Source organism: Plantactinospora sp. BB1 (assembly GCF_003030385.1).
GTDB lineage: Bacteria > Actinomycetota > Actinomycetes > Mycobacteriales > Micromonosporaceae > Plantactinospora.
Window position 1 is genome coordinate 7,521,947 of record NZ_CP028159.1, and the last position, 26,225, is coordinate 7,548,171.

Consider the following 26,225-nt stretch of genomic DNA (forward strand, 5'->3'; position numbering starts at 1 on the left):
CGACTACGGGCAGTCACGGGGTGGGCTCCACCACATCTGCGGGCAGGGAAACGGGTCAATGGACCGCAGGGGGTGGCGCCGCCGGTCAGATATGACAATCAAGACGTAAGCGGCAAAGCACGCTGTCTCCACCAACGGGGCATCTACCTTCGAATCAACCGTCACCCGAGGCCACTCCGGCCACCTCCTCCGATCGGCCGAGCCGGGCTCGGCCGGCCGGTCCCCCGCCCGTTCCCCGGACCGGTCCGTCTCGTGAGACCGTGGACTATGGCACCGGTCACCGACCCGCACCCGCGCCGCGACCTCCGTCGACTGCCGAAGACCAACCTGCACCTGCATCTCACCGGCTCGATGCGGCCGGAGACCCTGGCCGAGCTGGCGGACCGGGACGGCCTGCCGCTGCCCGAGCCGCTCCCGACCGGCCTCCTCGCCGGCTGGGCCGCGTTCCAGAGCCGCTACGACCTCGCCCGGGCGGCACTGCGTACCGCCGACGACCTGAGTCGGGTGGTGGCCGAGGCGACCGCCGACAACCTCGCCGACGGCGCGGGCTGGGTGGAGATCCAGGTCGACCCGACGACGTACGCCGACCGGCTGGGCGGGCTGGAGCCGGTGGTGGAGGCGGTACTCGCCGGGGCGGCCGGTGGGCGTACCGGAGTGGTGCTGGCGGCCAGCTGGGCCGGGCCGCCGGCCCAGGCGGAGCGGATCGCCCGACTCGCCGCCCGGTACGCCGGGCACGGCGTCGTCGGCTTCGGACTCTCCAACGACGAACGCCGGGGCAGGATCGCCGACTTCGTACCCGCGATGCGGACGGCGACCGGGGCCGGACTGCTGGCCGTGCCGCACAGCGGCTTCTACGAGGCCGCCTGGCACGTCCGGGACTGCGTCACGCTGCTCGGCGCGGACCGGATCGGGCACGGGGTGACCGCGACCGCCGACCCGGCCACCCTCGACCTGCTGGCCGAGCGGGCGGTGGCGACCGAGGTGTGTCCCAGCTCATACCCGCCGTTCGGCGTCACCAGCGGGCTGGCGGCCACCCCACTGCGGGCCCTGCTCACCGCCGGGGTGCCGGTGGCACTCGGCACGGACGATCCCCTGCTGTTCGGAACGAGCCTGCTCGACCAGTACGTGCTGGCCCGGGAGGTACTCGGCTGCACCGACGACGAGTTGGCCGCCCTGGGCCGGGCGTCGGTCGAGGCGTCCGCCGCCCCACCTGAGATCCGCGCGACGATGCTGGCAGGGGTTGCCGAGTGGCTCGGTGGAATGGACCAAGATAGCGGCAGCGTTTGCTACATCGGGGCGCCCTCCGCGTGAGGCGTGTCCCGGCGTACCCCAAGGAGGTCCTGACCGGTGCTCGACCCGAACGAGCTCTACCAGCTCACCGACGACCTGCCCGAGCTGGGTCAGCCGGTGCTGATCCAGGCGCTGTCCGGCTTCGTCGACGCCGGCAACGCGACCCGGCTCGCCCGGGAACACCTGGTGTCGACCCTCGAGTCCCGGACGATCGCCACCTTCGACGTGGACCAGCTGCTCGACTACCGGTCCCGGCGACCCACGATGATCTTCGTCGAGGACCACTGGGAGCACTACGAGCAGCCGAAGCTCGAACTGCACCTGCTGCGCGACGACGAGAGCACCCCGTTCCTGCTGCTCTCCGGTCCCGAGCCGGACTTCCAGTGGGAACGGTTCATCGCCGCGCTGACCAGCCTGATCCGGCGGCTCGGCGTACGGGTGACGATCGGACTGAACGCGATCCCGATGGCGGTGCCACACACCCGGCCGATCGGGGTGACCGCGCACGCCACCCGACCGGAGCTGATCACCGGCTACGAGTCCTGGCTGCAACGCATCCAGGTGCCCGGCAGCGCCGGCAACCTGCTTGAGTTCCGCCTCGGCGAGCAGGGCCGGGACGCGGTCGGCTTCGCGGTGCACGTGCCGCACTACGTGGCCCAGACCGAATACCCGGGCGCGGCCGAGCTGCTGCTGACCTCGGTCTCCCGGGCCACCGGGCTGCTGCTGCCCACCGAGTCGCTGCGTACCGCCGCCGAGGCCGTCCGGGCCGACATCGACCGGCAGGTGGCCCAGACCGACGAGGCGACCTCGCTGGTGCAGGCGCTGGAGGAGCAGTACGACGCCTTCACCCGGGGCCGGGGCGGGCCGAACCTGCTCGCCAACCAGACCGGGCCGCTGCCCACCGCCGACGAACTCGGCGCGGAGCTGGAACGCTTCCTCGCCGAGCAGGGCCGCCCCGGGGAGAACCCGGGGACCTGACGGCGGGCCGTCACCCGCGCGTCGCGCGCCTGCGTTTCCCGGCCCGATCGGGCAGGCTGGGCACATGCGCCTGGCGACCTGGAACGTCAACTCGGTGAAGGCCCGCCTCCCCCGGCTGCTGGACTGGCTCGCCGGCACGAAGCCGGACGTGGTCTGCCTCCAGGAGACGAAGTGTCCGGACGGGTCGTTCCCGACCGGCGAGGTCGGCGAGCTGGGCTACGAGGTGGCCAGCCACAGCGACGGACGGTGGAACGGGGTGGCGATCCTCTCCCGGGTCGGCCTGGCCGACGTGGCGGTCGGCTTCGCCGACGAGCCGGGGTTCCCCGAGCCGGAGGCCCGGTCGATCTCCGCGACCTGCGCCGGGCACCGGATCTGGTCGATCTACGTGCCGAACGGGCGTACCCCGGACTCGCCGCACTACGAATACAAGCTCGCCTGGCTGGCGGTGCTCCGGGACGCGCTCGCCGCCGAAGTGCGCACCGGGTTGCCGTTGGTGGTCTGCGGCGACTACAACGTGGCCCCGACCGACGCCGACGTCTGGGACCCGGCGCTCTTCGTCAACTCGACGCACGTGACCCCGGCGGAGCGACAGGCCCTGGCCGACCTGCGCGCGCTCGGCCTGACCGACGTGGTGCCGACCCCGATGAAGGGCCCGCACCCGTTCACCTACTGGGACTACCGGGCCGGGATGTTCCACCAGAACAAGGGCATGCGGATCGACCTGGTCTACGCGACCGAGTCGTTCGCCGAACGCGTCACCTCGGCGTACGTGGACCGGGAGGCCCGCAAGGGCAAGGGCCCCTCCGACCACGCCCCGATCGTGGTGGACACCGCCCCGGACGCCGGGTAGCCCGCGGACCAGCGCGGCTAGGGTGGGTGCATGGCAGTTGTGAAGATCAACGCAATCGAGGTTCCGGAGGGCGCGGGCCCGGAACTGGAGCGCCGGTTCGCCGCCCGGCAGGGCGCGGTCGAGAACTCCCCCGGATTCCTCGGCTTCGAACTGCTCCGCCCGGTGGCCGGCGATAGCCGCTACTTCGTCTACACCAAGTGGGAGAGCGAGGAGGCCTACCAGGCGTGGGCGAGCGGGCCGGCCCGGCAGGCGCACGCGCGCGGACCCGCCGACGGATCCGGCGGCGAGCAGCCCCGGCCGGTCGCCAGTGGCGCCACGCTGCTGGAGTTCGAGGTGGTCCAGCAGGCCGACTCGACCGCCCGGTAACCCCGCCCCCGGCCGGCCGTCAGGTCGTGGCGGCCGGTCCTGGCCCGATCAGCAGGCCGAAGCTGCCGTCGTACTCGCGATGCAGTTCGAGTACGTCGAACGCCTCCCGTAGCCGACGAACCGTCCAGGCGAGATGGATCCAGATCCCCCGGTCCTGCGTCGGGTCGCCGTCATACCTCGACCAGCCGCGCGAACGCTGCTTCGGGCTCAGATCCAGGTATCGCGCCACCTCGGGCAGCGGATGGTGGCTCACCCCGAAGGTCGCGTACTGGTTCGCGCACTGGACGACCACCTTGACGGTCCCGCCGTCGCGACCGCGCGGCCAGTCCACGACGGTGACCCGGTAGACCAGGCGGCCGTCGTCGTACATGACGCCGGGCCAGCGCAGTTCGACGGGGCGTTTCCCCCTCGCCAGAAGCTCTCCCACCGTACGGATGAGGTCGTCGCTGTCGGTCATGCGTCCCACGGTGGCACCGCTCGGCAGGTACGTCCATCGCCGGAGTGCCGGCCGGTCAGGGCTTCCGGGAGTCGACCAGCGCGGCGAAGGCGATGATGTTGTCGGAGTACCCCGTGCCACCGCCGACCCAGCGTCCGCCGCAGGTGATCAGGCGGAGCCAGGGGCGGCGGAAGTCGCCGTAGACCCGCTCGGTGGGCAGCCTGTCCTTGTCGAAGTGCTCGACCGAGTTGACCTCGAAGATCGCCACCGACCGGTCCTGCCGGGTCACCTCGATCCGGGCGCCCGGCCGGAGCTTGGCCAGGTCGTGGAAGACCGACGGTCCGGTACGGGTGTCCGCGTGCCCGACGATGATCGCCGGCCCGAACTGACCCGGGGTCGGGCCCCGGTCGTACCAGCCGGCCTCGTTGTGCTTCTCCAGCGCGGGTACGGCGATCGAACCGTCGTCGGCCAGCCCGACCCGGTGCACCGGGGCCCGTACCCCGATCGACGGGACGGCGAGCTTCACCGGCCGGCTCGGCGCGAGCACCGGGAAGTCCCGGGGCGGCTCCTTGGTGCCACCGTTGAGCCAGCGCCACGGCCCGCCCGCCGACTGGCCCAGCCCGGCCCCGGTGGCGAAGACCCCGACGAGCACCAGGACGATCGCCAGCGGCCCGATCATGCTCCGGCGGGGGCGGCTGCCGCCGGGCCGGGCCGCCGGGTGCCGCAGGTGCACCGCCGGCTGCCGGCCGCCGATCCAGCGACGCCGGCCGGTGGGGGTACGGCCGGTGGGGGTACGGGCCATCGGGCGGGACTCCTCAGGTCAGGTCCGGCGGGGGGTGGTCGACCGGACCCGGCGGCGGATGGCGACCAGGCCGAGCACGGCACCGAGTACGGTGCTGGCCAGCCCGCCGGCCACCAGCAGTCCGCCCGGGTCGTCCCCGGCGCTGCCGCCGAAGCCGGTCGCCGGCCCCCGTTGCGGCCGGGTCGCGCCCACCACCATCAACCGGGTACTGCCGGTTCCGCCGTCCGGGCAGCTCAGCCGGACCCGGTAGGTGTCCGCCCGGGTCGTCTCCGGCACGCTGGCGACCGCGGTGAGGAACCCGGCCTGCGGCTGCACCGTCACCGTGCCGAAGGCCGGCGACTCGACCGTGGCGGGCTGGGTGTTGGTCCGGCAGCTCGCCTTGAGGCCGACCATGAAGCCGGCCTCGACGGTGCTCGGGTTGACCTGGACGAAGACGTCGGCGGCGCGGGCCGGAGCGGGCACGGCCAGCAGCAGGGCGAGCGGAACACCGCCGAGGATCGCGATGCGTCGACGCGTTGCCACTGGTCCCCCTCCCGGCGCCTCGGGCAGGCCGGGTGCCGCGCGGCCCGTGGCCTGCCGTATGGGGAAATCCTCTCACCTGTGGCCGCCGCGCACACCCGGTCAGGCGTTCTCGGACCAGATCGGTGGTCGTCCGACCTGGTGAATCGCGATCGGCCCACCTCGGGGATCGCCGTCGGCCCACCTCGGGGATCGCCGTCGGCCCACCTCGAGGATCGCCGTCGGCCCACCTCGGGGATCGCCGTCGGCCCACCTCGGGGATCGCCGTCGGCCCACCTGCCGGATCCGGGGTCGGCCGCACCGATCGCGTAGGCTGACGTTCCCGTGACCCTCACCAGCCAGGACCAGAGCGCCGCCCCCGCACCGGCCCCGCAGCCCGCGCCCGCAGGGGCGTCGAGCCGGGTGCCGTCGGAGCGGCTGGCCCAGATCCGCACCTTCCACCCGCGCCGGGGGCGGCTCAGCGGACGGCACCTGGACGCGCTGGACCGGCTCTGGCCCGGGTACGGCCTGACCGTCCCGATTCCCGGGCACTCCGGCGACAGTGACGGCGACGGCGACGGCGACCGCCCCGCCGGCAGCCGGCTGGACCTGGTCGAGTTGTTCGGCCGGGCGGCACCGGTGGTGCTGGAGATCGGTTCCGGGATGGGTGACGCCACCGTGGCGATGGCCGCCGCCGACCCGGGGCGGGACTACCTCGCCGTCGAGGTGCACACGCCGGGCATCGCCAACCTGCTCGCGCTCATCGAGCGGCACGGGTTGACGAATGTCCGGATCGCCCGGGGCGACGCGCTCGACCTCGTCCGGTACCTGCTGCCACCGGACCGCCTCGACGCCGTACACGTCTTCTTTCCCGACCCCTGGCCGAAGCCCCGGCACCACAAGCGCCGGCTGATCCAGCCGGCGCACGTCGCGCTGCTCCGCTCCCGGCTCGTCCCCGGCGGGACCCTGCACTGCGCCACGGACTGGCCCGAGTACGCCGAGAGCATGCGCCAGACCCTCACCGCCGACCCGGAGCTGGTGAACCTGTACCCCGGTTTCGCCCCCCGCCCGGCGCACCGGCCGGTGACGAAGTTCGAGCGGCGCGGGACGGCCGCCGGCCGTCCCATCCTCGATCTGATCTTCCGGCGTCGCTGAGATCCCGCCCGGCCCCGGCCCCGGCGAGATCATCCTGGCCGGGCCGGAGGATTGGCGTTGCCGAGCCGGGGCAGGCACGATGGACCGGCTATGACGCTCACCGACCAGCTGCCGGGCAGCGCCGACCCCGATACCCTCTTCGACGCGTTCGCCGGTTGGGCGCAGGAGCGTGGCCTCAGCCTCTATCCGCACCAGGAGGAGGCGCTGATCGAGATCGTCTCCGGGGCCAACCTGATCCTGAGCACCCCGACGGGCTCCGGCAAGAGCCTGGTCGCCACGGGTGCCCACTTCGCGGCCCTGGCCGACGACCGGGTCAGCTTCTACACCGCGCCGATCAAGGCGCTGGTCTCGGAGAAGTTCTTCGCGCTCTGCGAGATCTTCGGCGCCGAGAACGTCGGGATGTTGACCGGTGACGCCAGCGTCAACGAGGACGCGCCGATCATCTGCTGTACGGCGGAGATCCTCGCCAACATCGCCCTGCGGGACGGCGAACGGGCCGACGTCGGCATGGTGATCATGGACGAGTTCCACTTCTACGCCGAACCGGACCGGGGCTGGGCCTGGCAGGTGCCGCTGATCGAGCTGCCACAGGCCCAGTTCGTGCTGATGTCCGCGACGCTGGGCGACGTCACCCGGTTCGTCGAGGACCTGACCCGGCGTACCGGGCGACCGACCGCGCTGGTCCGCAACGCCGAGCGGCCGGTGCCGCTGATGTTCACCTACGCGATGACGCCGCTGCACGAGACCCTGGAGGAGCTGCTCTCCACCCGGCAGGCGCCGATCTACGTCGTGCACTTCACCCAGGCCGCCGCGCTCGAACGCGCCCAGGCGCTGATGAGCGTCAACGTCGCCACCCGGGCCGAGAAGGACATGATCGCCGAGGCGATCGGCAACTTCCGGTTCACCGCCGGCTTCGGGCGTACGCTCTCCCGGCTGGTCCGGCACGGCATCGGGGTGCACCACGCGGGGATGCTGCCGAAGTACCGGCGGCTGGTGGAGACCCTCGCACAGGCCGGGCTACTCAAGGTCATCTGCGGTACCGACACCCTCGGGGTCGGGATCAACGTGCCGATCCGCACCGTCCTCTTCACCGGCCTGTCGAAGTACGACGGGGTCAAGACCCGGCTGCTCAAGGCGCGCGAGTTCCACCAGATCGCCGGCCGGGCCGGCCGGGCCGGCTTCGACACCCTGGGCACGGTGGTGGTGCAGGCGCCGGAGCACGTGATCGAGAACGAGAAGGCGCTCGCCAAGGCCGGCGACGACCCGAAGAAGCGCCGCAAGGTGGTCCGGAAGAAGCCGCCGGAGGGTTCGATCGGCTGGGGCCGGCCCACCTTCGAGCGGCTGGTCGAGGCGGAGCCGGAGCCGCTGACCTCCAGCTTCCAGGTCAGCCACGCGATGCTGCTCAACGTGATCAGCCGGCCCGGCGACGCCTTCGCCGCGATGCGGCACCTGCTGACCGACAACCACGAGGAACCGGCCGCGCAGCGCAGGCACATCCGCCGGGCCATCGCCATCTACCGGGCGCTGCTGGCCGGCGGCGTGGTCGAGCGGCTCGCCGAACCGGACGAGACCGGCCGGCGGGTACGCCTCACCGTCGACCTCCAGCTCGACTTCGCGCTCAACCAGCCGCTCTCGCCGTTCGCGCTGGCCGCGATCGAGCTGCTGGACACGGCCTCCCCCACCTACGCCCTGGACGTACTCTCGGTGGTCGAGTCCACACTGGACAACCCACGGCAGGTGCTCTCGGCCCAGCAGTTCAAGGCCCGGGGCGAGGCGGTCGCGGCGATGAAGGCCGACGGCATCGAATACGAGGCCCGACTCGAACTGCTCGACGAGGTGACCCACCCGAAGCCGCTCGCCGAACTGCTGGACGCCGCCTACGAGATGTACCGGCGCGGGCACCCCTGGGTGGCCGACTACGAGCTGCGGCCGAAGTCGGTGGTCCGGGACATGTACGAGCGGGCGATGACCTTCGTCGAGTACGTCAACTTCTACGGCCTGTCCCGCTCCGAGGGGCTGGTGCTGCGCTACCTGGCGGACGCGTACAAGGCGTTGCGGCAGAGCGTGCCCGAGGACGCCAAGACCGAGGAACTGATCGACCTGATCGAGTGGCTCGGCGAGCTGGTCCGGCAGGTCGACTCCAGCCTGATCGACGAGTGGGAGCGGCTGCGCAACCCCGCCGACCCGACCGCCGTGGTGGTGGACGACAAGCCGCCGGCGGTCACCGGCAACGTGCGGGCGTTCCGGGTACTGGTCCGCAACGCGCTGTTCCGCCGGGTGGAGCTGGCCGCCCTGCGCCGCTTCGACGAGCTGGGTGCGCTCGATGCCGAGGACGGCTGGGACGCCGACGCCTGGGCCGACGCGCTGGAGCCGTACTTCGAGACGTACGACGAGATCGGCACCGGCCCGGCGGCGCGCGGGCCGGCGCTGCTGATGATCGAGCAGGGCCGGGACCGCTGGACGGTACGGCAGATTCTCGACGACCCGGACGGCGACCACGACTGGGGGATCAGCGCCGAGGTCGACCTCGCCGCCTCCGACGCGGCCGGCACGGCCGTGCTCCGGGTGACCGAGGTCGGGCAGCTCTGAGGGCCGCCGGCCAGCAGCCGCCCGGCCATCGCGGGCCCGCCCCGCCGGCCGACAGTCCCTATCCTTGCCCGCATGACGATCACGGATCTTGAACTGGCCGTCGCGGCGGCGGAGGCTGGCGCCGAGGTGGTGCGTTCCCGCTACGGCACCGCACTGGCCCGGTTCGACAAGGCGCCGGGCGACTTCGCCACCGCCGCCGACATCGAGGCGGAGCAGGCGATCCTGCGGGTGCTCCGCGCCGCCCGTCCCGACGACACCGTGGTCGGTGAGGAGAGCGGCCGGACGGGATCCGGCGGCAACGGCCGGGAATGGCTGGTCGACCCGCTCTGCGGCACCCTGAACTACGCCGCCCGCAGCATGCTGGTCGCGGTCAACGTCGCGCTGCGCTCCGGCCCGGAGGCCACCGTGGCGGCCTCGGCGGACCCGTTCAGCGGGGAGGTCTTCTGGACCGACGGTGCCCAAGCCCGGGTACGCCACGACGGCGTCGACGCCGACCTCCGGCCGTCGGCCGACTCCTGGCTGGTGGACGTCAACCTGGATCCGCCGTTCCCGAACGATCCCGCCTTCCGGGCCGTACGGCTGCTCGCCGACCGGGGGTTCGCCGAGCGGTTCCGCCCTCGGGTGATCTCCAGTACCCTCGCGGTGGCCTGGGTCGCGGCCGGTCGGCGGGCCGGGTACGTGACCGACGGCGACCTGCGGGACAGCGTGCACTTCACCAGCGGGATCGCGCTGTGCCGGGCCGCCGGTTGTGTGGTCACCGGCCTGCGCGGCCAGCCGCTGCACACCGGTCCGGGCGGCCTCGTCGTGGCGGCCGACGAACAGACCCACGCCGCCCTGCTGGCCCTGGTCGAGCAGCAGTTCCGGGCCGGCGCCGAAGGTTGAGCCGTCCCGGCAGCCTCGTGCGCGCCGCCGCGTCAGGTGAGAGCGATGGTCAGGCGATTGCGCGTTTCACCTTCGCTATGGACGGCCCTCAGGCGCCGACCAGTGACTCACAAGGTAGTTCCGGACGATGGGTAATGCGATTGTCCGGGCTACGTCGTGGTTTTGGTTCAGGGTTGTCGTTGACAGTGTGCTAGCACGGCCTCGGCGACCTGTTCTGGCGGTTGGGAGGCGTCGACGAAGTGGGCGTCGGCCAGCGAGGCGAAGGTCGTCAACGCTTGGGTGACGTGGTCTTGTCGCCACTGGCGGGCCTTCGCTTCCACTTGGTCATCGTCAATGCGGTTGCGTAGCTGCTGCTCCGGAACGCGGAGGATGACCTCGCGGAGGTCGGCGCCGGCAGCCCGGATGCCGTCGAAGATCTCGGTGCGGTAGGCCACGTTGATCAGGCTCATCGGGACGACCCAGGTGTGCGGATGCTGCTGGGCAAGGCCCGTCATCGTCTGGATGACGAGGTGACGCCAGAGCGGAAGGTCCTGGAAGTCGCCGGTCGGGGACTCGACGAATGGCATCAGCATGTAGCCGACGTACTCGGGGTCGAAGACCTTGGCGCCGTCCAGCCGTTTCGTCACGAGGCTGGCGGTCGTCGTCTTGCCTGCGCCGAAGGCGCCGTTGATCCAGAGAATCATGGCGGACATCGTGTCATCCCGACGCCTGGAGGAGGATTTCGATAGCGTCCGCGACAGTCGCGATGGCGCGCAACCCGGCGCGGCGTCCACCGGAGATGTCGAGGATCGGGTCGTCGGTCAGCCAAAGTAGGTCCGGACTCCGCAGGCTTCGCGTGGACGCGACAACAGCAAGCTGTTCCGGGCGGCTCGCAAGATCACTCGCAGACTTTCCCGGACACTCGCAGGATTCGCGCGAACGCGACGTCCGGTACGACCCTTTTGGGCTGGGCGGAGCGGCAAGAATCAATTAGAATGTGTGTACTAAAACGGCTTCTGAACTGGGAGGACAGCCGTGCCAGAGTCCGTCGCCACCGCGCCCACTGCCGCCCCCCTCCCCTACGCCACCCTGCTCGCCTTCACCCGCTACGTCGACCGCACCGGGCCGGCCAAGGCGACGTTCGTCGGCGGCCTGCGCAAGCAGCGCGCGAGCCGCTCCGGCTTCAACCCGCACGGGCAGCTCGTCAAGGCGCTCAAGACCGACATCGCCTTCCGGACCGGTGGCCGCCACCTGACCGAGATCGCCGGAGTGGTCAAGCCGCGCTGGCGTCCGCTCTACGAGGCGCTGGTCCCGGGCGCGATCAGCTACCTGCACTCGCTCGGCGACCTGTCGACCGTCAACCTCGCCCAGACCCACGACGCCCTCGGGATGGTCGGTGACCTGCCGGTGAAGGTCAACCCGCACCTCGGGCTGCGTTACGACGACGGCCGGCGGGAGGCCGTCCGGCTGCACTTCGACGAGCAGCCGCCGAGCCAGGAGGCACTGCTGGCCACCCTGCACCTGATGGGTCGGCAGATGGAGCAGGTGCTGCCCGGTGCCGAGCCGGTGCTGGTCGACGTACGCCGGGGCGTCGTGCACCACCGCGACCCCGCCGTCCGTCCCGACCAGGTCGAACGCTGGCTGGCCGGTGAGGCGGCCGGCTTCACCGCCATCTGGTCCACCGCCGCCTGACCGGTGGGTAGCTCGCGCCACGTCCCGGCAGGAGGGCCTCGACCAGCGGGCGAGGCCAGCACCGGCGGGAAGTAGCGCGATCTTCCACGGAGAGCGGGCGTGGGCGTGGTGCTGCCCCGGCGTGCTGCGGCACGCCGGGGCAGCACCGTCGGGTCAGAGGGTCAGGGACCAGCCGTCGAGGCGTCCGGAGTACGGCGCCGCCGCGTCCTGCACCCGCAGCCGCCAACTGCCGTTACGGGCCTCTGTCGAGAGGTTCACCAGGTAGACCACGTTGATCGGTGACCCGCCGACGACCCGGTTGCGCAGCAGATAGGAGCTACCGTCCGGGGCGACCAGCCGGATCACCAGGTCGGCGACCCGACCGTGCGTGATCCGCACCCCGACCGCGCTGGTCGTCGAGGCGTTGCCCGAGCAGCCGGCGAGGACGATCGGGCTCTGCACCGTACCGAGGTCCGGGATGGCCACCGGGGTGGCGCTGCTGCCGGCGCAGGCGGTCGGCGTACCGGCCGTCAGGTTCAGCGTCCAGATGTCGATGTGCCCGACGTCCGCACCGGCTGCATCCTGCACCTGGAGCCGCCACCGGCCGCTCGCCGTCTCGGTGGAGAGGTTGACCCGGAAGGTCTGTTCGATGTTGTCCTCACCGCCGCCGGTCCGGTTGTGCAGCACGTAGCCGCTGCCGTCCGGCGCCAGCAGGCTGACCACCAGGTCGGAGCGGAACGTGTGCAGGATGCGTACCCGGACGGTGCTGGAGGCCGATGCCCGACCCGGGCAGCCGGAGATGACCACCGGGCTCTGCACCGTCGACAGATCCGGGATCGCGACGTCGGTGTTGTTGGTGCCGGTGCAGCCGACCGGGTTCGTCACGGTCACCGTGTACCGGGCGGTCCGGGTGGCGTACGGGCCGGTGCCGGTGACCGTCAGCGGGTAGCTGCCGGGCACCGCCGCCGAGCCGATCCGGATCGTCATCACCGACGACCGGCCGGCGACGACGGAGGCCGGGCTGAACGTCGCGGTGACACCCCTCGGCAGCCCGGTGGCGCTCAGCACGACGGTCTGGGCCGAGCCGGCGGTCAGCCGGGTGCTCACCGTCGCGGTGACCGCGCCGCCCGGTCCGGCCGAGCCGCTGGCCGGGGCGACCGTGAGAGCGAAGTCGTTGGTGGGCGGCCGGACGTCGGCGACGTGCAGCAGGACGTTCGGCGAGCCGGGGCCGGGGTCGGTGACCAGCCCGGTGGTACCGGAGGTGACGAGCAGGTCGCGGACCTGCTGCGGGGTGTACGACGGATTCTGCGCCAGTACGAGCGCGGCGGCGCCGGCCACGTGTGGCGAGGCCATCGAGGTGCCGTCCCCCGGCCCGCTGGCGGTGTCGCTGTCGATGGTGGAGGAGACGATCGCCACCCCCGGGGCGAAGATGTCGACGCAGGTGCCGTAGTTGGAGAAGGTGGCCCGGGCGTCGGTACGGCCGGGGCCGCCGGGGAAGCCGCCGGTGGCTGCCACGGTGATCGCGGTCGGGACGCTCGCCGGTGAGCCGCCGCAGGCGTCGGCGTCCTCGTTGCCGGCCGCGACGGCGTAGCTGACGCCGTCGGCGATCGAGTTCGCCACCGCCGTGTTGGCGGCGCTGTTCGCCGGCCCGCCGAGGCTCATGTTCGCCACCGCCCGCTCGCCCGGGTCGTGGTCGCCGGTGACCCAGTCGACACCGGCGATCACCTGGGCGTAGGTGCCGCTGCCGCTACAGTCCAGCACCCGTACCGCGACCAGGGTGACGCCCTTGGCGACGCCGTACTCGGCACCGCCGACGGTTCCGGCGACGTGCGTGCCGTGCCCCTGGCAGTCGGTGGCGGGCCCGCCGTCGATCGCGTCGAAGCCGGAGACCGCCCGGCCGCCGAAGGTCTGGTGGCTGAGCCGGATCCCGGTGTCGATGACGTAGGCCCGGACCCCGCTGCCGGTGTTCGGGTAGGTGTAGCTGTTGTCCAGGGCCAGCGGGCGCTGGTCGATCCGGTCCAGACCCCAGGAGGGGGTCGGGGTCTGCGTACCGGTGAGCCGGACCCGGTGGTTCTGTTCGACGTACGCCACGGACGGGTCGGTGGCGAGCCGCCGGGCCGCCTCGGCCGAGCCGGTGAACTCGAAGCCGCGCAGCGCGTGCCGGTAGGTGCGGGCGACCTTCCCGCCGGCCCGCGCGGCGAGTACGCCGGCCCGGCCGGTCACCGAGTCGGCGCTGACGGACGCCTCCTCGAGTACCACCAGATAGCTGTCGGCGACGGCGGTGGCGCCACCCGCGTGCCGGATGGTGCCGTCAGCCGGTGCCGCGGCCGCCGGGGCCACCGCCGTGCCGAGCAACCCGGCGCTGACCGCCACGGCCAGTCCGACGGCGAGTCTCCCCGTCCGCCGCTGACCTGATGTGCTGGCAATTCTCATCGCCATTCTTCTCCCCTCCTGCCGGTGGCCGGGGCCCGCGCGACGGTGCCGCGACACCGCCCCGGAAAACGGCTGAACGGGACACTACGAGGAGTGTTTGAATCCTGACGGACAGTAACCGACAGCAGGTCAGTCGGCATCTGGACCGGCACCGGCCGTCACCTGCGGCGGGTCGGACCTATCGGCGCAGGGTCAGGATCAGGTCGGCGACCAGCGCGGTCCAGCCGGTCTGGTGCCAGGCGCCGAGCCCGGCCCCGTTGTCCCCGTGGAAGTACTCCGGAAAGGCGATCAGGTCCTTCCAGTCCGGATGGGTCTGGAAGAGTTCCGCGATGCCGTAGATCGGCCGGCGCCCCCACTCGTCCGGCACGAAGAGCGCGATCAACCGGGCGGAGAGGTCGTCGGCGATCTCCGTCAGGGTGTGCTTGCTGCCGGACCGGGTCGGATACTCGACCAGCAGGTCGTCGCCGAAGAACGCCGCGTGGTCCCGGAGCGCCGAGATCAGCATGAAGTTCGTCGGCATCCAGATCGGGCCGCGCCAGTTGGAGTTGCCGCCGAAGAGCCCCGAGGTCGACTCGGCCGGCTCGTAGCCGACGGTGAACTCCTGCCCGCCCAACTCCACCGCGAACGGCTGCTCCAGATGCCGCTTGGAGAGGGTACGCAGCCCGTACGGGCAGAGGAACTCCTCCTCGTCCAGCATCCGGGCGAGCAGCCGGACCACCTGGTCCGGGCCGACCATCGAGAGGAGCCGCTGCTGCCGCCCGTCCCCGCCGAGCCGCCGACCGCCGATCACCCGGGCGTACTCCGGCTTGTTGGCCAGGAACCAGCGCAGCCGGGCGGTCAGCTCCGGCAGCCGGTTCAGCGTGACGGTGGTCAGCCGGGTGATCGCGGCCAGCGGCAGCAGCCCGACCACCGAGCGCACCTTCAACGGCCGGCTGGTCCCGTCCGGCAGCCGGAGTACGTCGTAGAAGAAGCAGTCCTCCTCGTCCCAGAGCCCCGCGTCGTAGGCCGCCGCCGCGATGTAGGCGAAGTGCTCGAAGAACTTCGTCGCGATGTCGGAGTACGTCGGGTCGTGCACCGCCAGGATCAGCGCCATGTCGAGCAGGTTCAGCGCGTACATGGCCATCCAGCCGGTGCCGTCGGACTGCTCCAGCACCCCGGCCACCGGCAGCGCCGCCGAGCGGTCGAACGGACCGACGTTGTCCAGCCCGAGGAAGCCGCCCTCGAAGACGTTGTTGCCGCCGATGTCCTTGCGGTTGACCCACCAGGTGAAGTTCAGCAGCAGCTTGTGCATCATCCGGGCCAGGAAGTCGAAGTCCCGGCCACCGTCGATCTCGAAGACCTTCAGCGCCGCCCAGGCGTGCACCGGCGGGTTCACGTCGCCGAACGCCCACTCGTACGCCGGGATCTGCCCGTTCGGGTGCAGATACCACTCGCGGAGCAGCAACAGCAGTTGCGCCTTGGCGAACCCCGGGTCGACCCGGGCGATGGTGACGCAGTGGAACGCCAGGTCCCAGGCGGCGTACCAGGGATACTCCCAGGGGTCCGGCATCGAGATGATGTCGAAGCTGTTCATGTGCCGCCAGGAGCTGTTCCGGCCGTGCCGGTGCCCCTCCGGCGGCGGCGCGGCGGCCGGGTCGCCGGTCAGCCACTGCTGCACGTCGAAGTGGTAGAACTGCTTGCCCCACATCAGCCCGGCGATCGCCTGCCGGGCCACCAGCGCCTCCTCCCGGGAGGCGCCGTCCGGGATCAGCTGGGCGAAGAACTCGTCCGCCTCGGCCCGCCGGGTCGCCATCACCGCGTCGTGCTCGGCGCCGAGGTCGAGCGGGGGCGCCGGCTCGCTGGCCGGCGGCGGGGAGGTCCGGGTGAGCCGGAGCTTGATCGTCGCCTCGCCCCGGGCCGGTACCTCCAGCACGTAGTGCAGCGCCCCCTTGGTCCCCTCGCCGGCCGGGTTGACCGTGTCGGCGCCGTTGACCACGTGGTCGTTGATGCCGTCCTTCGGGTACGCGCTGCGCCCCGGCAACCCCCAGAGCCGCTCGGTGTTGGTCTCGTTGTCGCAGACCAGCGCGGCCGGCCCGCCGTCGCCCTCCAGCACGATCTGGCCGAGTACCCAGTGCTCGCCGACCAGCCGGCCCGGGGTGCCGCGCAGCTTCGGCACCTGGTCGCGGCCGGGCAGCCCCCAGGACCAGGTGTTGCGGAACCAGAGCGTCGGCAGCACGTGCAGGGTGGCCGCCTCGGCACCCCGGTTCGCCGCCGTGATCGAGATGCACATGTCGGTCGGGGACGCCTTGGCGTAGTCGACGGTCACCGCCCAGTACCGGTCGTCGTCGAAGATGCCGGTGTCGACCAGCTCGTACTCGACCTCGTCCCGGCCCCGCGCGCCGTTGACCGCCACCAGCTCGTCGTAGGGGAAGGCGGCCTGCGGGTAGTGGTAGCGCCAGCGCATGTAGGAGTGCGTCGGGGTGGAGTCGAGGTACCACCAGTAGTCCTTGGCGTCCTCGCCGTGGTTGCCGCCGTCGCCGCCGAGCCCGAACATCCGCTCCTTGAGGATCGGGTCCGCGCCGTTCCAGAGCGCCAGGCCGAAGCAGAAGGTCTGCCACTCGTCGCAGACCCCGGCCATCCCGTCCTCGTTCCACCGGTAGGTCCGGGACCGGGCGTGGTCGTGCGGGAAGTAGTCCCAGGCGGTGCCGTGCTCGCTGTAGTCCTCCCGGACCGTGCCCCAGGCCCGCTCGGCTAGGTAGGGACCCCAGGCCCGCCACGGCTCCCCACCGGCGTCGGCCTCGGCCAGCCGGACACGCTCCGGATCCAGCCCGGTACGCTCCGCGTCCTGCCCGTCGTCCATCCGACTCCCGCCCGTCATCCGACCGCTCCCCTGCGGTCATCCATCCGATCATTGTGATCGCTCCCGGCTCAGCCGGCCAACGATCGTCCCCCGGGTCACCCCGGCAACGATCGTCCCCGCTCACCCGGGCGACGATCGCGGTGACCGTCACCACCGTCGGTGTGCCGGATCGGCCGAGCGGGCATCATGGGCGCCATGCTGCCGATCGAGTTCGGGCCGCGGGTCTGCGGTCACCTGGAGGCCGGCGTCGACCGGGAGTGGCTGCTCCCCGACGGCCTCGGCGGGTACGCGATGGGCACGGTGAGCGGGCTGCGGACCCGGCGGTACCACGGGCTGCTGATGGTGGCCGGCGAGACCCCGGCGGCCCGCCGGCTCGGGCTGGTCAGCCTGGACCCGGAGCTGGTGCTCCCCTCCGGCGCGGTGTTCCGGCTCGGCGCGCACGAGTGGCGCTCCGGCGACGTCGACCCGCGCGGCTTCGAGCTGCTGGAGCGCTTCGACCTGGTCGACGGGACACCGCGCTGGCGGTGGCGGATCGGCGATCTGGTGCTGGAGCGCGAGCTGGCGATGGCGCACGGCCGGTCCTGCCTGGCGGTCCGGCACCGGCTGGTCTCCGGCGGCCCGGCCCGGCTCAATCTGGCCGCGGCGGTGACCTGGCGGGACGGGCACGCCGAGCGGCGCGCGGACGGGCCGGCGCCGAAGGTGGAGCCGGTGGCCGGCGGCGCGGTGATCGAGGACGCCTTCCGGCTCGCCGGCCCGGAGTGGGTGGCCGAGGGCCAGTGGTGGCACGGCGTGCACCACCGGGAGGAGGCGGCCCGGGGACTGAATCCGGACGAGGACCTCTGGTGTGCGGGCCGGTTCACCGGCGCGCTCGACCGTCCCGGCGACAGCGTTTCGGTGCTCGCCTGGGCCGGCGACCTGGCCGAGGAGCCGCCGCCGGCCGACGAGGTGATCGAGGCGGCCCGGCGGCGCAACCGCCGGGTGGTGGCGGCCGGCAGGCCGGCCGACGCGGTAGCCGCGACGCTGACCCTGGCCGCCGACGCCTTCGTGGTCGGCGGCGGGACCGGGCCGGACGTGGTGGCCGGCTATCCGTGGTTCGGCGCCTGGTCCCGGGACACGATGATCGCGTACGAGGGGCTCTTCCTCGGTACCGGCCGGGCGGACGAGGGGCGGGAGCTGCTCCGGGCGTACGCGGGGACGCTCTCGGAGGGGATGCTGGCGAACACCGCCGACACCGGGCAGGTGGAGTACAACACGGTGGACGGGACGCTGTGGTTCCTGCACGCGGTGGCCCGGCACGTGACGGTCACCGGGGACGCCGACCTCGCCGCCGAGCTGCTGCCGGCGCTGCGCACGGTGGTCGACGGCCACCTGCGGGGCACCCGGTACGGCATCGTGGTCGACCCGGCCGACGGGCTGCTCGGCCAGGGCGCCCCCGGGGAGGCGCTGACCTGGATGGACGCCCGGGTGCACGGCGAGCCGGTGACCCAGCGGGCGGGCAAGCCGGTCGAGGTGAACGCGCTCTGGGTCAACGGGCTGGCGGCGATCGCCGAGCTGGCCGGGCTGGTCGGGCAGGACCCGGGTGCCGCACCGGCCGCGGTCGCGTTGGCGCGGGCGGCGTTCCGGCGCCGCTTCCCGGCCCCGGGCGGCTGGCTCCACGACGTCGTCGACGCCCCGCCGCCGGCCTATCCGCGCGGTGCCGACGGCCGGCACGACGACGACTCCCTCCGGCCGAACCAGTTGCTCGCCTGGTCGCTGCCGTACGCGCCGCTCGACCCCGATCCGGCGGCGCTGCGCCGGATCGGCGCGGCCCTGCTCACCCCGCTCGGCCCGCGCAGTCTCGCCCCGGACAGCCCCGGCTACCTGCCACGGCACCGGGGCGGCCCCGCCGAGCGGGACTCCGGCTACCACCAGGGCACCGTCTGGCCCTGGCTGATCGGCCCGTACGCCGACGCCTGCCGCCGGGCCGGGCTGCCGGTCGACGAACTCTTCGCCGGGCTGGAGGCGCACCTGTCCGAGTACGGGCTCGGCTCGGTGAGCGAGACCGCCGACGCCGCACCGCCGCACGGGGCCACCGGAGCGCCGTTCCAGGCGTGGTCGGTGGCGGAACTTCTACGGGTACGACGGAACTGACCGGACGGCGTTACATACCGGCAACGGGCGCGTCTTCACCGGTTTTCCCGGCACCGGCAGTATTGGCCCCAACCAATGACGCGTAGGCACCCGTAACAGGTGTCTCTACGCGCCTGCGTGGGAATCAATTCAAAGGGGGCCGGGCCATGTCACCGAACGCCGAGGTCGTCAACTTCCCCGCGGCCCGCCCGCGCAAGGTACTCATCCTCTCCTGGGAGTACCCGCCGGTGCTGGTCGGCGGGCTCGGCCGGCACGTGCACGCGCTCGCCACCGCGCTCGCCGCCGCCGGGCACCAGGTCACGGTGGTCACCCGGCACGGCGAGGGCGCACCGGTCGAGGCGTACGTCGACGGCGTGCACGTGCTGCGCGCCCCGGAGGACCCGGTCGGCTTCCCGCTGGCCACCCCGAGCCTGCTGGCCTGGACGATGGCGTTCAACCACACGCTGACCCGGACCGCCCTGCGGGCCGCCCGGACCGCCGACTACGACGTGATCCACGCCCACGACTGGCTGGTCGCGCACACCGCGATCAACCTCGCCGACCACCTGGACATCCCGCTGGTCACCACGATCCACGCCACCGAGGCGGGCCGGCACCAGGGCTGGTTGCCGGACGAGATGAACCGGACCATCCACTCGGTCGAGCACTGGCTCGGCCACGAGTCGCACCGGGTGATCACCTGCTCCGGCTACATGCGCGACCAGGTGAAGGCGCTCTTCGGGCTCCCGGACGGGCACGTCGAGGTGGTGCCGAACGGGGTCGACGACCGGGCCTGGTCGGCGCAGCCCCGGGCGGTCGCCGCCGCCCGCAGGCGGTACGCCGGTGCCGGCCCGCTGGTCGGCTTCGCCGGGCGGCTGGTCTACGAGAAGGGCGTACAGCACCTGGTGCACGCCGTACCGAGACTGCGGGAGCGGCACCCGGAGCTGCGGGTGGTGATCGCCGGGGACGGCCCGTACCGGCAGGAGTTGCAGGACCAGGCGCACCGGCTCGGGCTGGACCGGAGCGTACGCTTCGCCGGGTTCATGACCGAGCGGCAGTTGCCGGCGGTGCTGGCCGCCACCGACGCCACGGTGGTGCCGAGCCTCTACGAGCCGTTCGGGATGGTCGCCCTGGAGGCGGCCGCCGCCGGTGCCCCGCTGGCGGTCGCCGCCACCGGCGGGCTGGCCGAGATCGTCGAGCCGGGGGTGACCGGGGTGACCTTCCCGCACAGCGACCCGGACGCGCTGGCCGGCGCCGTCGACTCGCTCCTCGGCGACGAGGTCTTCGCCCGCCGGGTGGCCCGACGGGCCCGCACCATGGTCGCCGAACGGTACGGCTGGGCGAGCATCGCCGCCCGGACCGCCGCCGTCTACGCCAGCGCGGCGAACGCCGGCCCGGCGCCGCGGACCCGGGCCGGGGGCGGGACGGGGCGGATCGTCGTACCCGAGGGGAACCTGCTGGCCCTCGACGGCGCCGCCTGCTGACCCCCGCCGGGTGCCCGCCGCGCACCGTCCCCGACCGGTGTCCATCCGCGAGAGTTGATGCGGGGAACACCGTCCGCTCGCTATCGTGTACGGCGGGTATCAGAGGGGACGCGGACGGTGTATCAGGAGCGGATCGCCGATCGTTACCTGCTGCTGCGCACCATCGGCGCGGGCGGGATGGGCTGGGTCTGGCTGGCCCAGGACGAGATGCTGCACCGCCTGGTCGCGGTGAAGCAGGTGGTGCCGCCGGACTGGATGACCCCGGACGAGCGCGACGAGGTGCGCTGCCGAACGCTGCGCGAGGCGCGGATCGCCGCCCGGCTCAACCACCCCAACGTGGTCCGGGTCTACGACGTGGTGCAGGACGGCGACTCCCCGTGGATCGTGATGGAGTACGTCCCGTCCCGCTCGGTCCAGCAGGTGCTGGACTCGGACGGACCGCTGTCGCCGGTGCGTACCGCCGAGGTCGGGTTGGCGGTGCTGGCCGCGCTGCGCGCCGCGCACTCCTCCGGGGTACTGCACCGGGACGTCAAGCCGCACAACGTGCTGATCGCCGAGGACGGCCGGGTGGTGCTCACCGACTTCGGGCTGGCCACCGTGGACGGTGGGGACGGGGCGCTGACCCGGGACGGCGTGGTGATCGGGTCACCGCAGTACGTCTCGCCGGAGCGGGCGGCGGACGGATCGTCCACGGTCGAGTCGGACCTCTGGTCGCTCGGCGCCACCCTCTACGCGGCGGTCGAGGGCCGGTCGCCGTACCGCCGCCCGACCACGATGGCCACGCTGACCGCGCTGGCGGTGGCACCGCCGGATCCGACCCGGCTGGCCGGTCCGCTCCGCCCGGTACTGGCCGGACTGCTCCGTCGCGATCCCCGGCAGCGGCTCACCGCCGACCAGGTCGAACGGATGCTGCGCAAGATCACCGATCCGCCGCCCCGCTCCGGTCGGTACCCGCTCGCCCTGGGCCGTGGTCTCGCCCGCCGGCCGCCGGTGCCGCCGGTCGCCGGCCGGCCCGCCGCGGAGGAGGCCCCGGCCGACGCTCCCCGACCGGCCCGGCGACGGCCGCCCAACCAGCGTGCGCAGCCGGACCGGCGCCCGCAGCCGAACCAGCGCGCCGCCTGGCCGGCGCAACCGAACGGTCGGGGCCGGCCGGACGAGCAGGCCGAGCCGGACCCCTCGGCCAGCTCCGCCGGACTCTCGGAGCCGGACGCGGCGGCCGGCTCCACCGGACCCTCGGAACCGGACGCGGCGGCCGGGTCCGCCGGACTCTCCGATCCCGACGGCCGGCCGGAGCCGGCCGGGGCGGATGTCGCGGAGCGGCTGCCGCACCCGGTCCGGGGTGTGCGGCGCGGTGCGGAGCCGGGACCGGCTCCCGACCGGCCGGAACCGCCGGACCGGAGGCGCCGCCGACGGCGTCTCGGCGGGCCGGTCTCCCGGATCGGGGCCACCGCGCTGGCCCTTACCCTGCTGGCCGGGCTAGGCACCGTCCTGGCGCTGCGGGCCAAGCGGGCCGGCGAGGCCCCGCCGGAGGCGTCGGGCAGCCGGCCGGCCGCGAAGGTGGGCCGGGCGTTCCCGTGTGCGCCGCCGCCGGAGCAGACCGTGCCGGTGACCCCCGCGCCGCGCCCGCCGGACGAACGGTTCGGCCTCGTCGAGCACTGGACCTGGTACACCGACGCGGCCGGCTTCCGGATCGCCGTACCGGTCGGCTGGCGCCGGTACACCGACGGCAGGGTGGTCTGCTTCCGGGAGCCGGTGGTCGGCACCGGACGGATGATCACGATCGATCCCAGCACCCCGGCGACCCCGGACGGCGAGCGGTACTGGCTCGCGGAGGAGCGGCGGCTCATCGGCGCCGGCCTGCTGGCCGGGTACGAGCAGGTCGACATCGCGCCGCTGGACATCCGGGGCGGCGGGGCGATCTGGGAGTGCCGGTGGACCAACGCGCACGGCGTCCGGGTGCAGGCCGCCCGGATGCTGATCAACACGTCGGCCGGGCGGGCGTACACCGTCTCCTGGCTGACCCGGGAGTTCGACTGGGGCGTCAACCAGAGCTACCTGCGGATGGTGCAGACCAGCTTCCGGCCGGTCGGTTGAGCCCGGTCGTGCCCCGCCCCGGCGACACGCCGGAGTCCGGTTGCCGACACGGTTTTCCGAGGGTCGCCGCGCCGCCCGGAGCGTCCGGGCACGTTGCGGCGCGGACCACCGTTGACCTGCCCGGCGATCCGAATCGAACACGCGTTTGACCACACCCCCGCGAGGCGGTGGAGTGGACCGTGACGTCGGTGACAGCACTGTGGATCAAACGGTGATTGCCTAGCGATCTCCGGTTTGGCACAGTGTCGCCAGCCGTGCGGGATGTACCCGGGGGAGGATGCACGACGATGATGGGGCCATCCCATGCGCTGTCCGGTGCCGCGGTCTGGTTGGCCGGGTCCTGGGGACTGGACTACTTCGCCGGCTACGAGCAGTCGCCGCTGGCGATCGCGGTCGGCACGGCGGTCTGCGCGGGCGGGGCACTCTTCCCCGACCTCGACATGTCCGGCAAGGTCACCCGCAACCAGGGCGGCGCGACGGTCGCCCGCACCTTCGGTGTGGTCTCGCTCTTCTTCGCCGAGGTGATGGAGAAGATCTCCCTCGGCGTCTACCACGCCACCAAGCTGAGCAAGGATCCGCACCGGAGCAACGGGCACCGTACGCTGACCCACACGCTGCCGTTCACCTTCCTGGTCGGCTGGGGCACCACCGCGCTCTGCACCGCGTACGGCAAGTGGGCCGTGATCGGGATCCTCTTCTTCATGATCGGTCTGGCGCTGCGCGGGCTCTTCGACGAGTGGGCGAAGCGGGCCGGCTGGGTGATCGTGACCCTGGTGTCGCTGGCAGCGGCGTACTTCACCTTCCTGCACCTGCCCGGCGACCGGGGCTATCCGATGCTGGGGCTGGCGGTCGGGGTCGGCTGCTTCGTGCACATCATGGGCGACATCATCACCAGCAACGGGGTGCCGATCCTCTGGCCGGTGCCGATCAAGCGGCGGATGTGGATGATGATCGGCATCCCGAACAGGATCGCCGTCAAGGTGGGCGGCAAGGTGGAGACGATCGTGCTGCGCGGCGCCTTCACGGTGATCTCGATCCTCTCCGCGGTCGGCCTGGTCGCACCCTCCGTACTGGAGCGGTTCAACATCGAGGTCTGACCCGGGCGGCGTCGGCGGCGCCGTCCCGGGTCGGGCCGGCGCCGCTGCCACCGGCCGGCCGGTGCTGCCACGACGGGTCGCGGCGGCACCGGCGGACTCAGACGGCGACCCGCTGGGCCGGGACCGGGACGGTCAGCCCCCAGGCGGCGAGCAGTTCCGGGGTGTTCGCCCGGCTGCCGTCCGCCACCGTGTCACAGGCGATGTCGACGATCTCGTCCTTGTGGGCCATCAGATAGGGCCGGGCCCCGACGTCGGCGTTGGCCAGCGCGGCGATCCCGGCCCAGTGCCGGCGGCCGAAGAGCATCGGATAGCCGCGCAACCCGTCGTAGGTGGCGCAGACCAGGGCCTCCGGATAGGGCAGTGCCGCCACCCGGCGTACCGCCGCCTCGGTCAGCCCCGGCATGTCCACCGGGACCACCACGACCGCCTCGATCCGCCGGTCCGGTACGGCGTCCAGGCCGAGCCGGATCGACGAGCCGATCCCGGTACCCCAGGAGCGGTTCACCACCACCGTCGCCCCGGAGAGGTCGGCGGTGGCGCGTACCTGTTCGGCCGCGGCCCCGAGGACCACGACCAGCGGCCCGCAGCCCGCCGCCCGCATCGTGTCGAGTACCTGGTTCACCAGGGGTCGCTCCCCCTGGTGCAGCAACGCCTCCGGGCCGCCGATCCGGCGTCCCCCGCCCGCGGCGATGATCATTCCTGCGATCCGACTCAGCGCTGTCACCTTCCGCCGGTCGCGCGACCCCCGCCGCGCGCACAACGGTCCCAACGAGCGGACGGGACCCAGGTATCGGCACTAATCGGACCAATTCGCAACTATGCCGCATTTGCATAACAGTCCACCACCGAGACGTCCAGCGGGAACCGTACCGGCGTCTCGCCGAAGAGCAGCCGCCCGGCCTGCCCCGCCGCCTCGTGCACCAGCGTCGCCACCTCGTCGGCCCGCTCCGCCGGACAGTGCACCAGCACCTCGTCGTGCTGGAAGAAGACCAGCTCCGGACGGCCCGCCCCCGGCTCGGCACCGAGCCCGGCCAACCCGTTGCGCAGCCCGGCGAGCAGGGTCAGCGCCCACTCCGCCGCCGTCGCCTGGATCACGAAGTTGCGGGTGAACCGCCCCCGGGCCCGAGCGGCGGCCCGGGCCCGCGGCCCGAACGGGTCGACGTCGGCCGACTCCACCACCGGCCCCTCCCCCTCCTCCGACTCCCGCACCGAGACCGAGGCGGGTGGACAGGTCCGCCCCAGCCACGACCGGACCAGCCCGCCGCCCTCGCCGGTCCGGGCCGCCGCCTCGACGTACTCGAAGGCGGTCGGATAGCTGCGGCGCAACACCGCCAGCGCGGGGATCGCCTCGCCGCCGGTCTGGCCGTACATCGCGCCGAGCAGCGCCAGCTTGGCCCGGGCCCGGTCACCGCCGAAGCTCTCCCGGGCCAGCGCGGTGTAGAGGTCACCCGCGCCACCGGCGGCGGCGAGTCGGGCGTCCCCGGAGACCGCCGCCAACACCCTCGGCTCCAACTGGCCGGCGTCGGCGACCACGAACCGCCAGCCCGGATCGGCCAGCACCGCCCGCCGGACCACCTTCGGGATCTGCAAGGCGCCGCCGCCCCGGGTCGCCCACCGCCCGGAGACCACCCCGGCCGGAACGTACTCCGGACGGAACCGGCCGTCCCGGACCCAGGCGTCCCGCCAGGCCCAGCCGTGCGCCGTCCAGATCCGGTAGAGCTCCTTGTATTCGAGCAGCAGCGGAACCGCCGGGTGGTCGATCCCGCGCAGCACCCAGGCGCGGGTGCTCGGCAGGTCGTAGCCGGCCCGGGCGAAGGCGCGGAGCAGCTCGGCGGGGGACTCGGCGTGCAGCTGGCGTACCCCGAAGGCGGCGGCGATCCGCGCGGAGAGCTCCGCCAGCCGGCGCGGCGGCCCGCCCACCGGCGACGGCTCGCCGAGCAGGTCGACCAGGAGCGCGTCGTGCACGTCGGCCCGCCACGGCAGCCCCGTCGCGCTCATCTCGGCGGCGATCAGGGCACCCGCCGACTCGGCCGCGACCAGCAGCCGGAACCGACCGGGCTGCGGCGTCGCCGCGATCCGGGCCTGCTGGTCGGCGTGCACCCGGACCAGCGCGTCGATGCCGAGCGGCGGCGGCCCGGAGACCACCTCGAAGAGCGCGGCCTGCGCCGCACCGGGCGGCGCGGCGGCCCGGGGCGGCGGATCGGCCGGCACCGGCGCGCCGGTCAGCCGGGCCCACGCGGCGCCCAGGCCGCGCGGCTCCCCCCAGCGCCCGTCCCGGCCGAGCAGCAGCGCCTCGGTCAGCTCGACGTCGTGGCAGCGCTCCACCCGGTGACCCTGGCGCAGCAGCCCGGGATAGATCGCGGCGGTGGAGGCCCAGACCCAGCGGGGCCGGTCGGCCCGCTCCCGGGCCTCGACCGCCGCGCCGAGGTCGGCGACCCGCTCGACGCCTCCGGCGGGCCGGCCGTCCGGGTGCAGCGGCTGGAGCAGACCTCCGTCGCCGTCCTCGTCCCGGACCACCGCCACCAGCACGAAGACGATTCTGCCCGCACCGACCGACATCCCCCGACGGCCGACCCCAGCCGGGCACTCCGGGTGTACGCCGTGAGGGCGGAATTCGCCCTCTCCTGGTCAGGTCGCCCGTCGGCGCCGTCGTGTCGCCCGGATACGACCGCA

The 26,225-nt window shown here is 73.1% G+C and carries 20 protein-coding genes; 12 read left to right on the forward strand and 8 right to left on the reverse strand.

Going from position 1 to position 26,225, the window contains the following annotated elements; all coding sequences use genetic code 11:
* Positions 1 to 267 precede the first annotated feature (267 nt).
* From add to C6W10_RS33010, 4 genes are all read left to right on the forward strand, one after another.
* The gene (gene add, locus C6W10_RS32995; protein ID WP_107262960.1) at positions 268 to 1,311 is read left to right on the forward strand and encodes an adenosine deaminase; all 1,044 of its coding nucleotides are present in this window, start codon (positions 268 to 270) and stop codon (positions 1,309 to 1,311) included.
* Between the two features lie 36 nt (positions 1,312 to 1,347).
* Positions 1,348 to 2,268: a proteasome assembly chaperone family protein gene (locus C6W10_RS33000; RefSeq protein ID WP_107262961.1), complete on the forward strand. Its 921-nt coding sequence runs from the start codon at positions 1,348 to 1,350 to the stop codon at positions 2,266 to 2,268.
* Between the two features lie 64 nt (positions 2,269 to 2,332).
* On the forward strand, positions 2,333 to 3,118 hold the full coding sequence (locus C6W10_RS33005) for an exodeoxyribonuclease III (protein ID WP_107262962.1): 786 nt from the start codon (positions 2,333 to 2,335) through the stop codon (positions 3,116 to 3,118).
* 30 nt (positions 3,119 to 3,148) lie between these two features.
* Positions 3,149 to 3,484 carry an antibiotic biosynthesis monooxygenase gene (locus C6W10_RS33010; RefSeq protein ID WP_107262963.1) on the forward strand — a complete coding sequence of 112 codons (336 nt, stop codon included), beginning with the start codon at positions 3,149 to 3,151 and terminating at the stop codon, positions 3,482 to 3,484.
* Positions 3,485 to 3,503: 19 nt separating this feature from the next.
* On the opposite strand, the gene C6W10_RS33015 is transcribed toward C6W10_RS33010, so the two are convergent.
* From C6W10_RS33015 to C6W10_RS33025, 3 genes are all read right to left on the reverse strand, one after another.
* Positions 3,504 to 3,941, reverse strand: a complete 438-nt coding sequence (locus C6W10_RS33015; RefSeq protein ID WP_159104854.1) for a hypothetical protein — start codon at positions 3,939 to 3,941, stop codon at positions 3,504 to 3,506.
* 55 nt (positions 3,942 to 3,996) lie between these two features.
* The gene (locus C6W10_RS33020; protein ID WP_234359707.1) at positions 3,997 to 4,599 is read right to left on the reverse strand and encodes a class F sortase; all 603 of its coding nucleotides are present in this window, start codon (positions 4,597 to 4,599) and stop codon (positions 3,997 to 3,999) included.
* Between the two features lie 141 nt (positions 4,600 to 4,740).
* A complete protein-coding gene (locus C6W10_RS33025) occupies positions 4,741 to 5,244 on the reverse strand; it encodes a hypothetical protein (protein ID WP_234359206.1) in 504 nt (167 codons plus the stop codon).
* A 399-nt stretch (positions 5,245 to 5,643) separates the two neighbouring features.
* Between C6W10_RS33025 and trmB the strand changes: the two genes are divergently transcribed.
* The 3 genes from trmB (at position 5,644) to C6W10_RS33040 (ending at position 9,846) form a co-directional block, all read left to right on the forward strand.
* Positions 5,644 to 6,375, forward strand: a complete 732-nt coding sequence (trmB, locus tag C6W10_RS33030) for a tRNA (guanosine(46)-N7)-methyltransferase TrmB (protein WP_234361986.1) — start codon at positions 5,644 to 5,646, stop codon at positions 6,373 to 6,375.
* Positions 6,376 to 6,465: 90 nt separating this feature from the next.
* A complete protein-coding gene (locus C6W10_RS33035) occupies positions 6,466 to 8,964 on the forward strand; it encodes an RNA helicase (RefSeq protein ID WP_107262967.1) in 2,499 nt (832 codons plus the stop codon).
* 72 nt (positions 8,965 to 9,036) lie between these two features.
* On the forward strand, positions 9,037 to 9,846 hold the full coding sequence (locus tag C6W10_RS33040) for an inositol monophosphatase family protein (RefSeq protein ID WP_107262968.1): 810 nt from the start codon (positions 9,037 to 9,039) through the stop codon (positions 9,844 to 9,846).
* 167 nt (positions 9,847 to 10,013) lie between these two features.
* Here the strand turns inward: C6W10_RS33040 and C6W10_RS33045 are convergent, their stop codons facing one another.
* On the reverse strand, positions 10,014 to 10,529 hold the full coding sequence (locus C6W10_RS33045; protein ID WP_107264475.1) for an AAA family ATPase: 516 nt from the start codon (positions 10,527 to 10,529) through the stop codon (positions 10,014 to 10,016).
* A gap of 331 nt (positions 10,530 to 10,860) precedes the next feature.
* Here C6W10_RS33045 and C6W10_RS33050 point away from each other — a divergent pair, with 331 nt between their 5' ends.
* Complete coding sequence (locus C6W10_RS33050; RefSeq protein WP_107262969.1) at positions 10,861 to 11,517, forward strand: hypothetical protein; 657 nt, start codon at positions 10,861 to 10,863, stop codon at positions 11,515 to 11,517.
* A gap of 153 nt (positions 11,518 to 11,670) precedes the next feature.
* Here the strand turns inward: C6W10_RS33050 and C6W10_RS33055 are convergent, their stop codons facing one another.
* Both C6W10_RS33055 and C6W10_RS33060 read right to left on the reverse strand, forming a co-directional pair.
* Positions 11,671 to 13,929 carry a S8 family serine peptidase gene (locus tag C6W10_RS33055; RefSeq protein WP_107264476.1) on the reverse strand — a complete coding sequence of 753 codons (2,259 nt, stop codon included), beginning with the start codon at positions 13,927 to 13,929 and terminating at the stop codon, positions 11,671 to 11,673.
* Between the two features lie 178 nt (positions 13,930 to 14,107).
* Positions 14,108 to 16,786 (reverse strand): glucosidase, encoded by a 2,679-nt coding sequence (locus tag C6W10_RS33060; protein ID WP_234361510.1) that lies wholly within the window; start codon positions 16,784 to 16,786, stop codon positions 14,108 to 14,110.
* Positions 16,787 to 16,963: 177 nt separating this feature from the next.
* Between C6W10_RS33060 and C6W10_RS33065 the strand changes: the two genes are divergently transcribed.
* The 4 genes from C6W10_RS33065 to C6W10_RS33080 all read left to right on the forward strand — a co-directional run bounded on the left by C6W10_RS33065 (position 16,964) and on the right by C6W10_RS33080 (position 23,552).
* Entirely contained in the window at positions 16,964 to 18,898 is a 1,935-nt protein-coding gene (locus C6W10_RS33065) for an amylo-alpha-1,6-glucosidase (RefSeq protein WP_107264477.1), read from the forward strand.
* 146 nt (positions 18,899 to 19,044) lie between these two features.
* Positions 19,045 to 20,361 (forward strand): glycosyltransferase family 4 protein, encoded by a 1,317-nt coding sequence (locus tag C6W10_RS33070; RefSeq protein ID WP_107262971.1) that lies wholly within the window; start codon positions 19,045 to 19,047, stop codon positions 20,359 to 20,361.
* 117 nt (positions 20,362 to 20,478) lie between these two features.
* Positions 20,479 to 22,455 carry a serine/threonine-protein kinase gene (locus tag C6W10_RS38975; protein WP_234361511.1) on the forward strand — a complete coding sequence of 659 codons (1,977 nt, stop codon included), beginning with the start codon at positions 20,479 to 20,481 and terminating at the stop codon, positions 22,453 to 22,455.
* A 287-nt stretch (positions 22,456 to 22,742) separates the two neighbouring features.
* Positions 22,743 to 23,552 (forward strand): metal-dependent hydrolase, encoded by an 810-nt coding sequence (locus tag C6W10_RS33080; RefSeq protein ID WP_107262973.1) that lies wholly within the window; start codon positions 22,743 to 22,745, stop codon positions 23,550 to 23,552.
* Between the two features lie 97 nt (positions 23,553 to 23,649).
* Here the strand turns inward: C6W10_RS33080 and C6W10_RS33085 are convergent, their stop codons facing one another.
* Both C6W10_RS33085 and C6W10_RS33090 read right to left on the reverse strand, forming a co-directional pair.
* Positions 23,650 to 24,249, reverse strand: a complete 600-nt coding sequence (locus tag C6W10_RS33085; protein WP_107262974.1) for an NTP transferase domain-containing protein — start codon at positions 24,247 to 24,249, stop codon at positions 23,650 to 23,652.
* Between the two features lie 119 nt (positions 24,250 to 24,368).
* Positions 24,369 to 26,111, reverse strand: coding sequence for a bifunctional 3'-5' exonuclease/DNA polymerase (locus tag C6W10_RS33090; protein ID WP_107262975.1), 1,743 nt, complete (start codon positions 26,109 to 26,111; stop codon positions 24,369 to 24,371).
* Positions 26,112 to 26,225 lie beyond the last annotated feature (114 nt).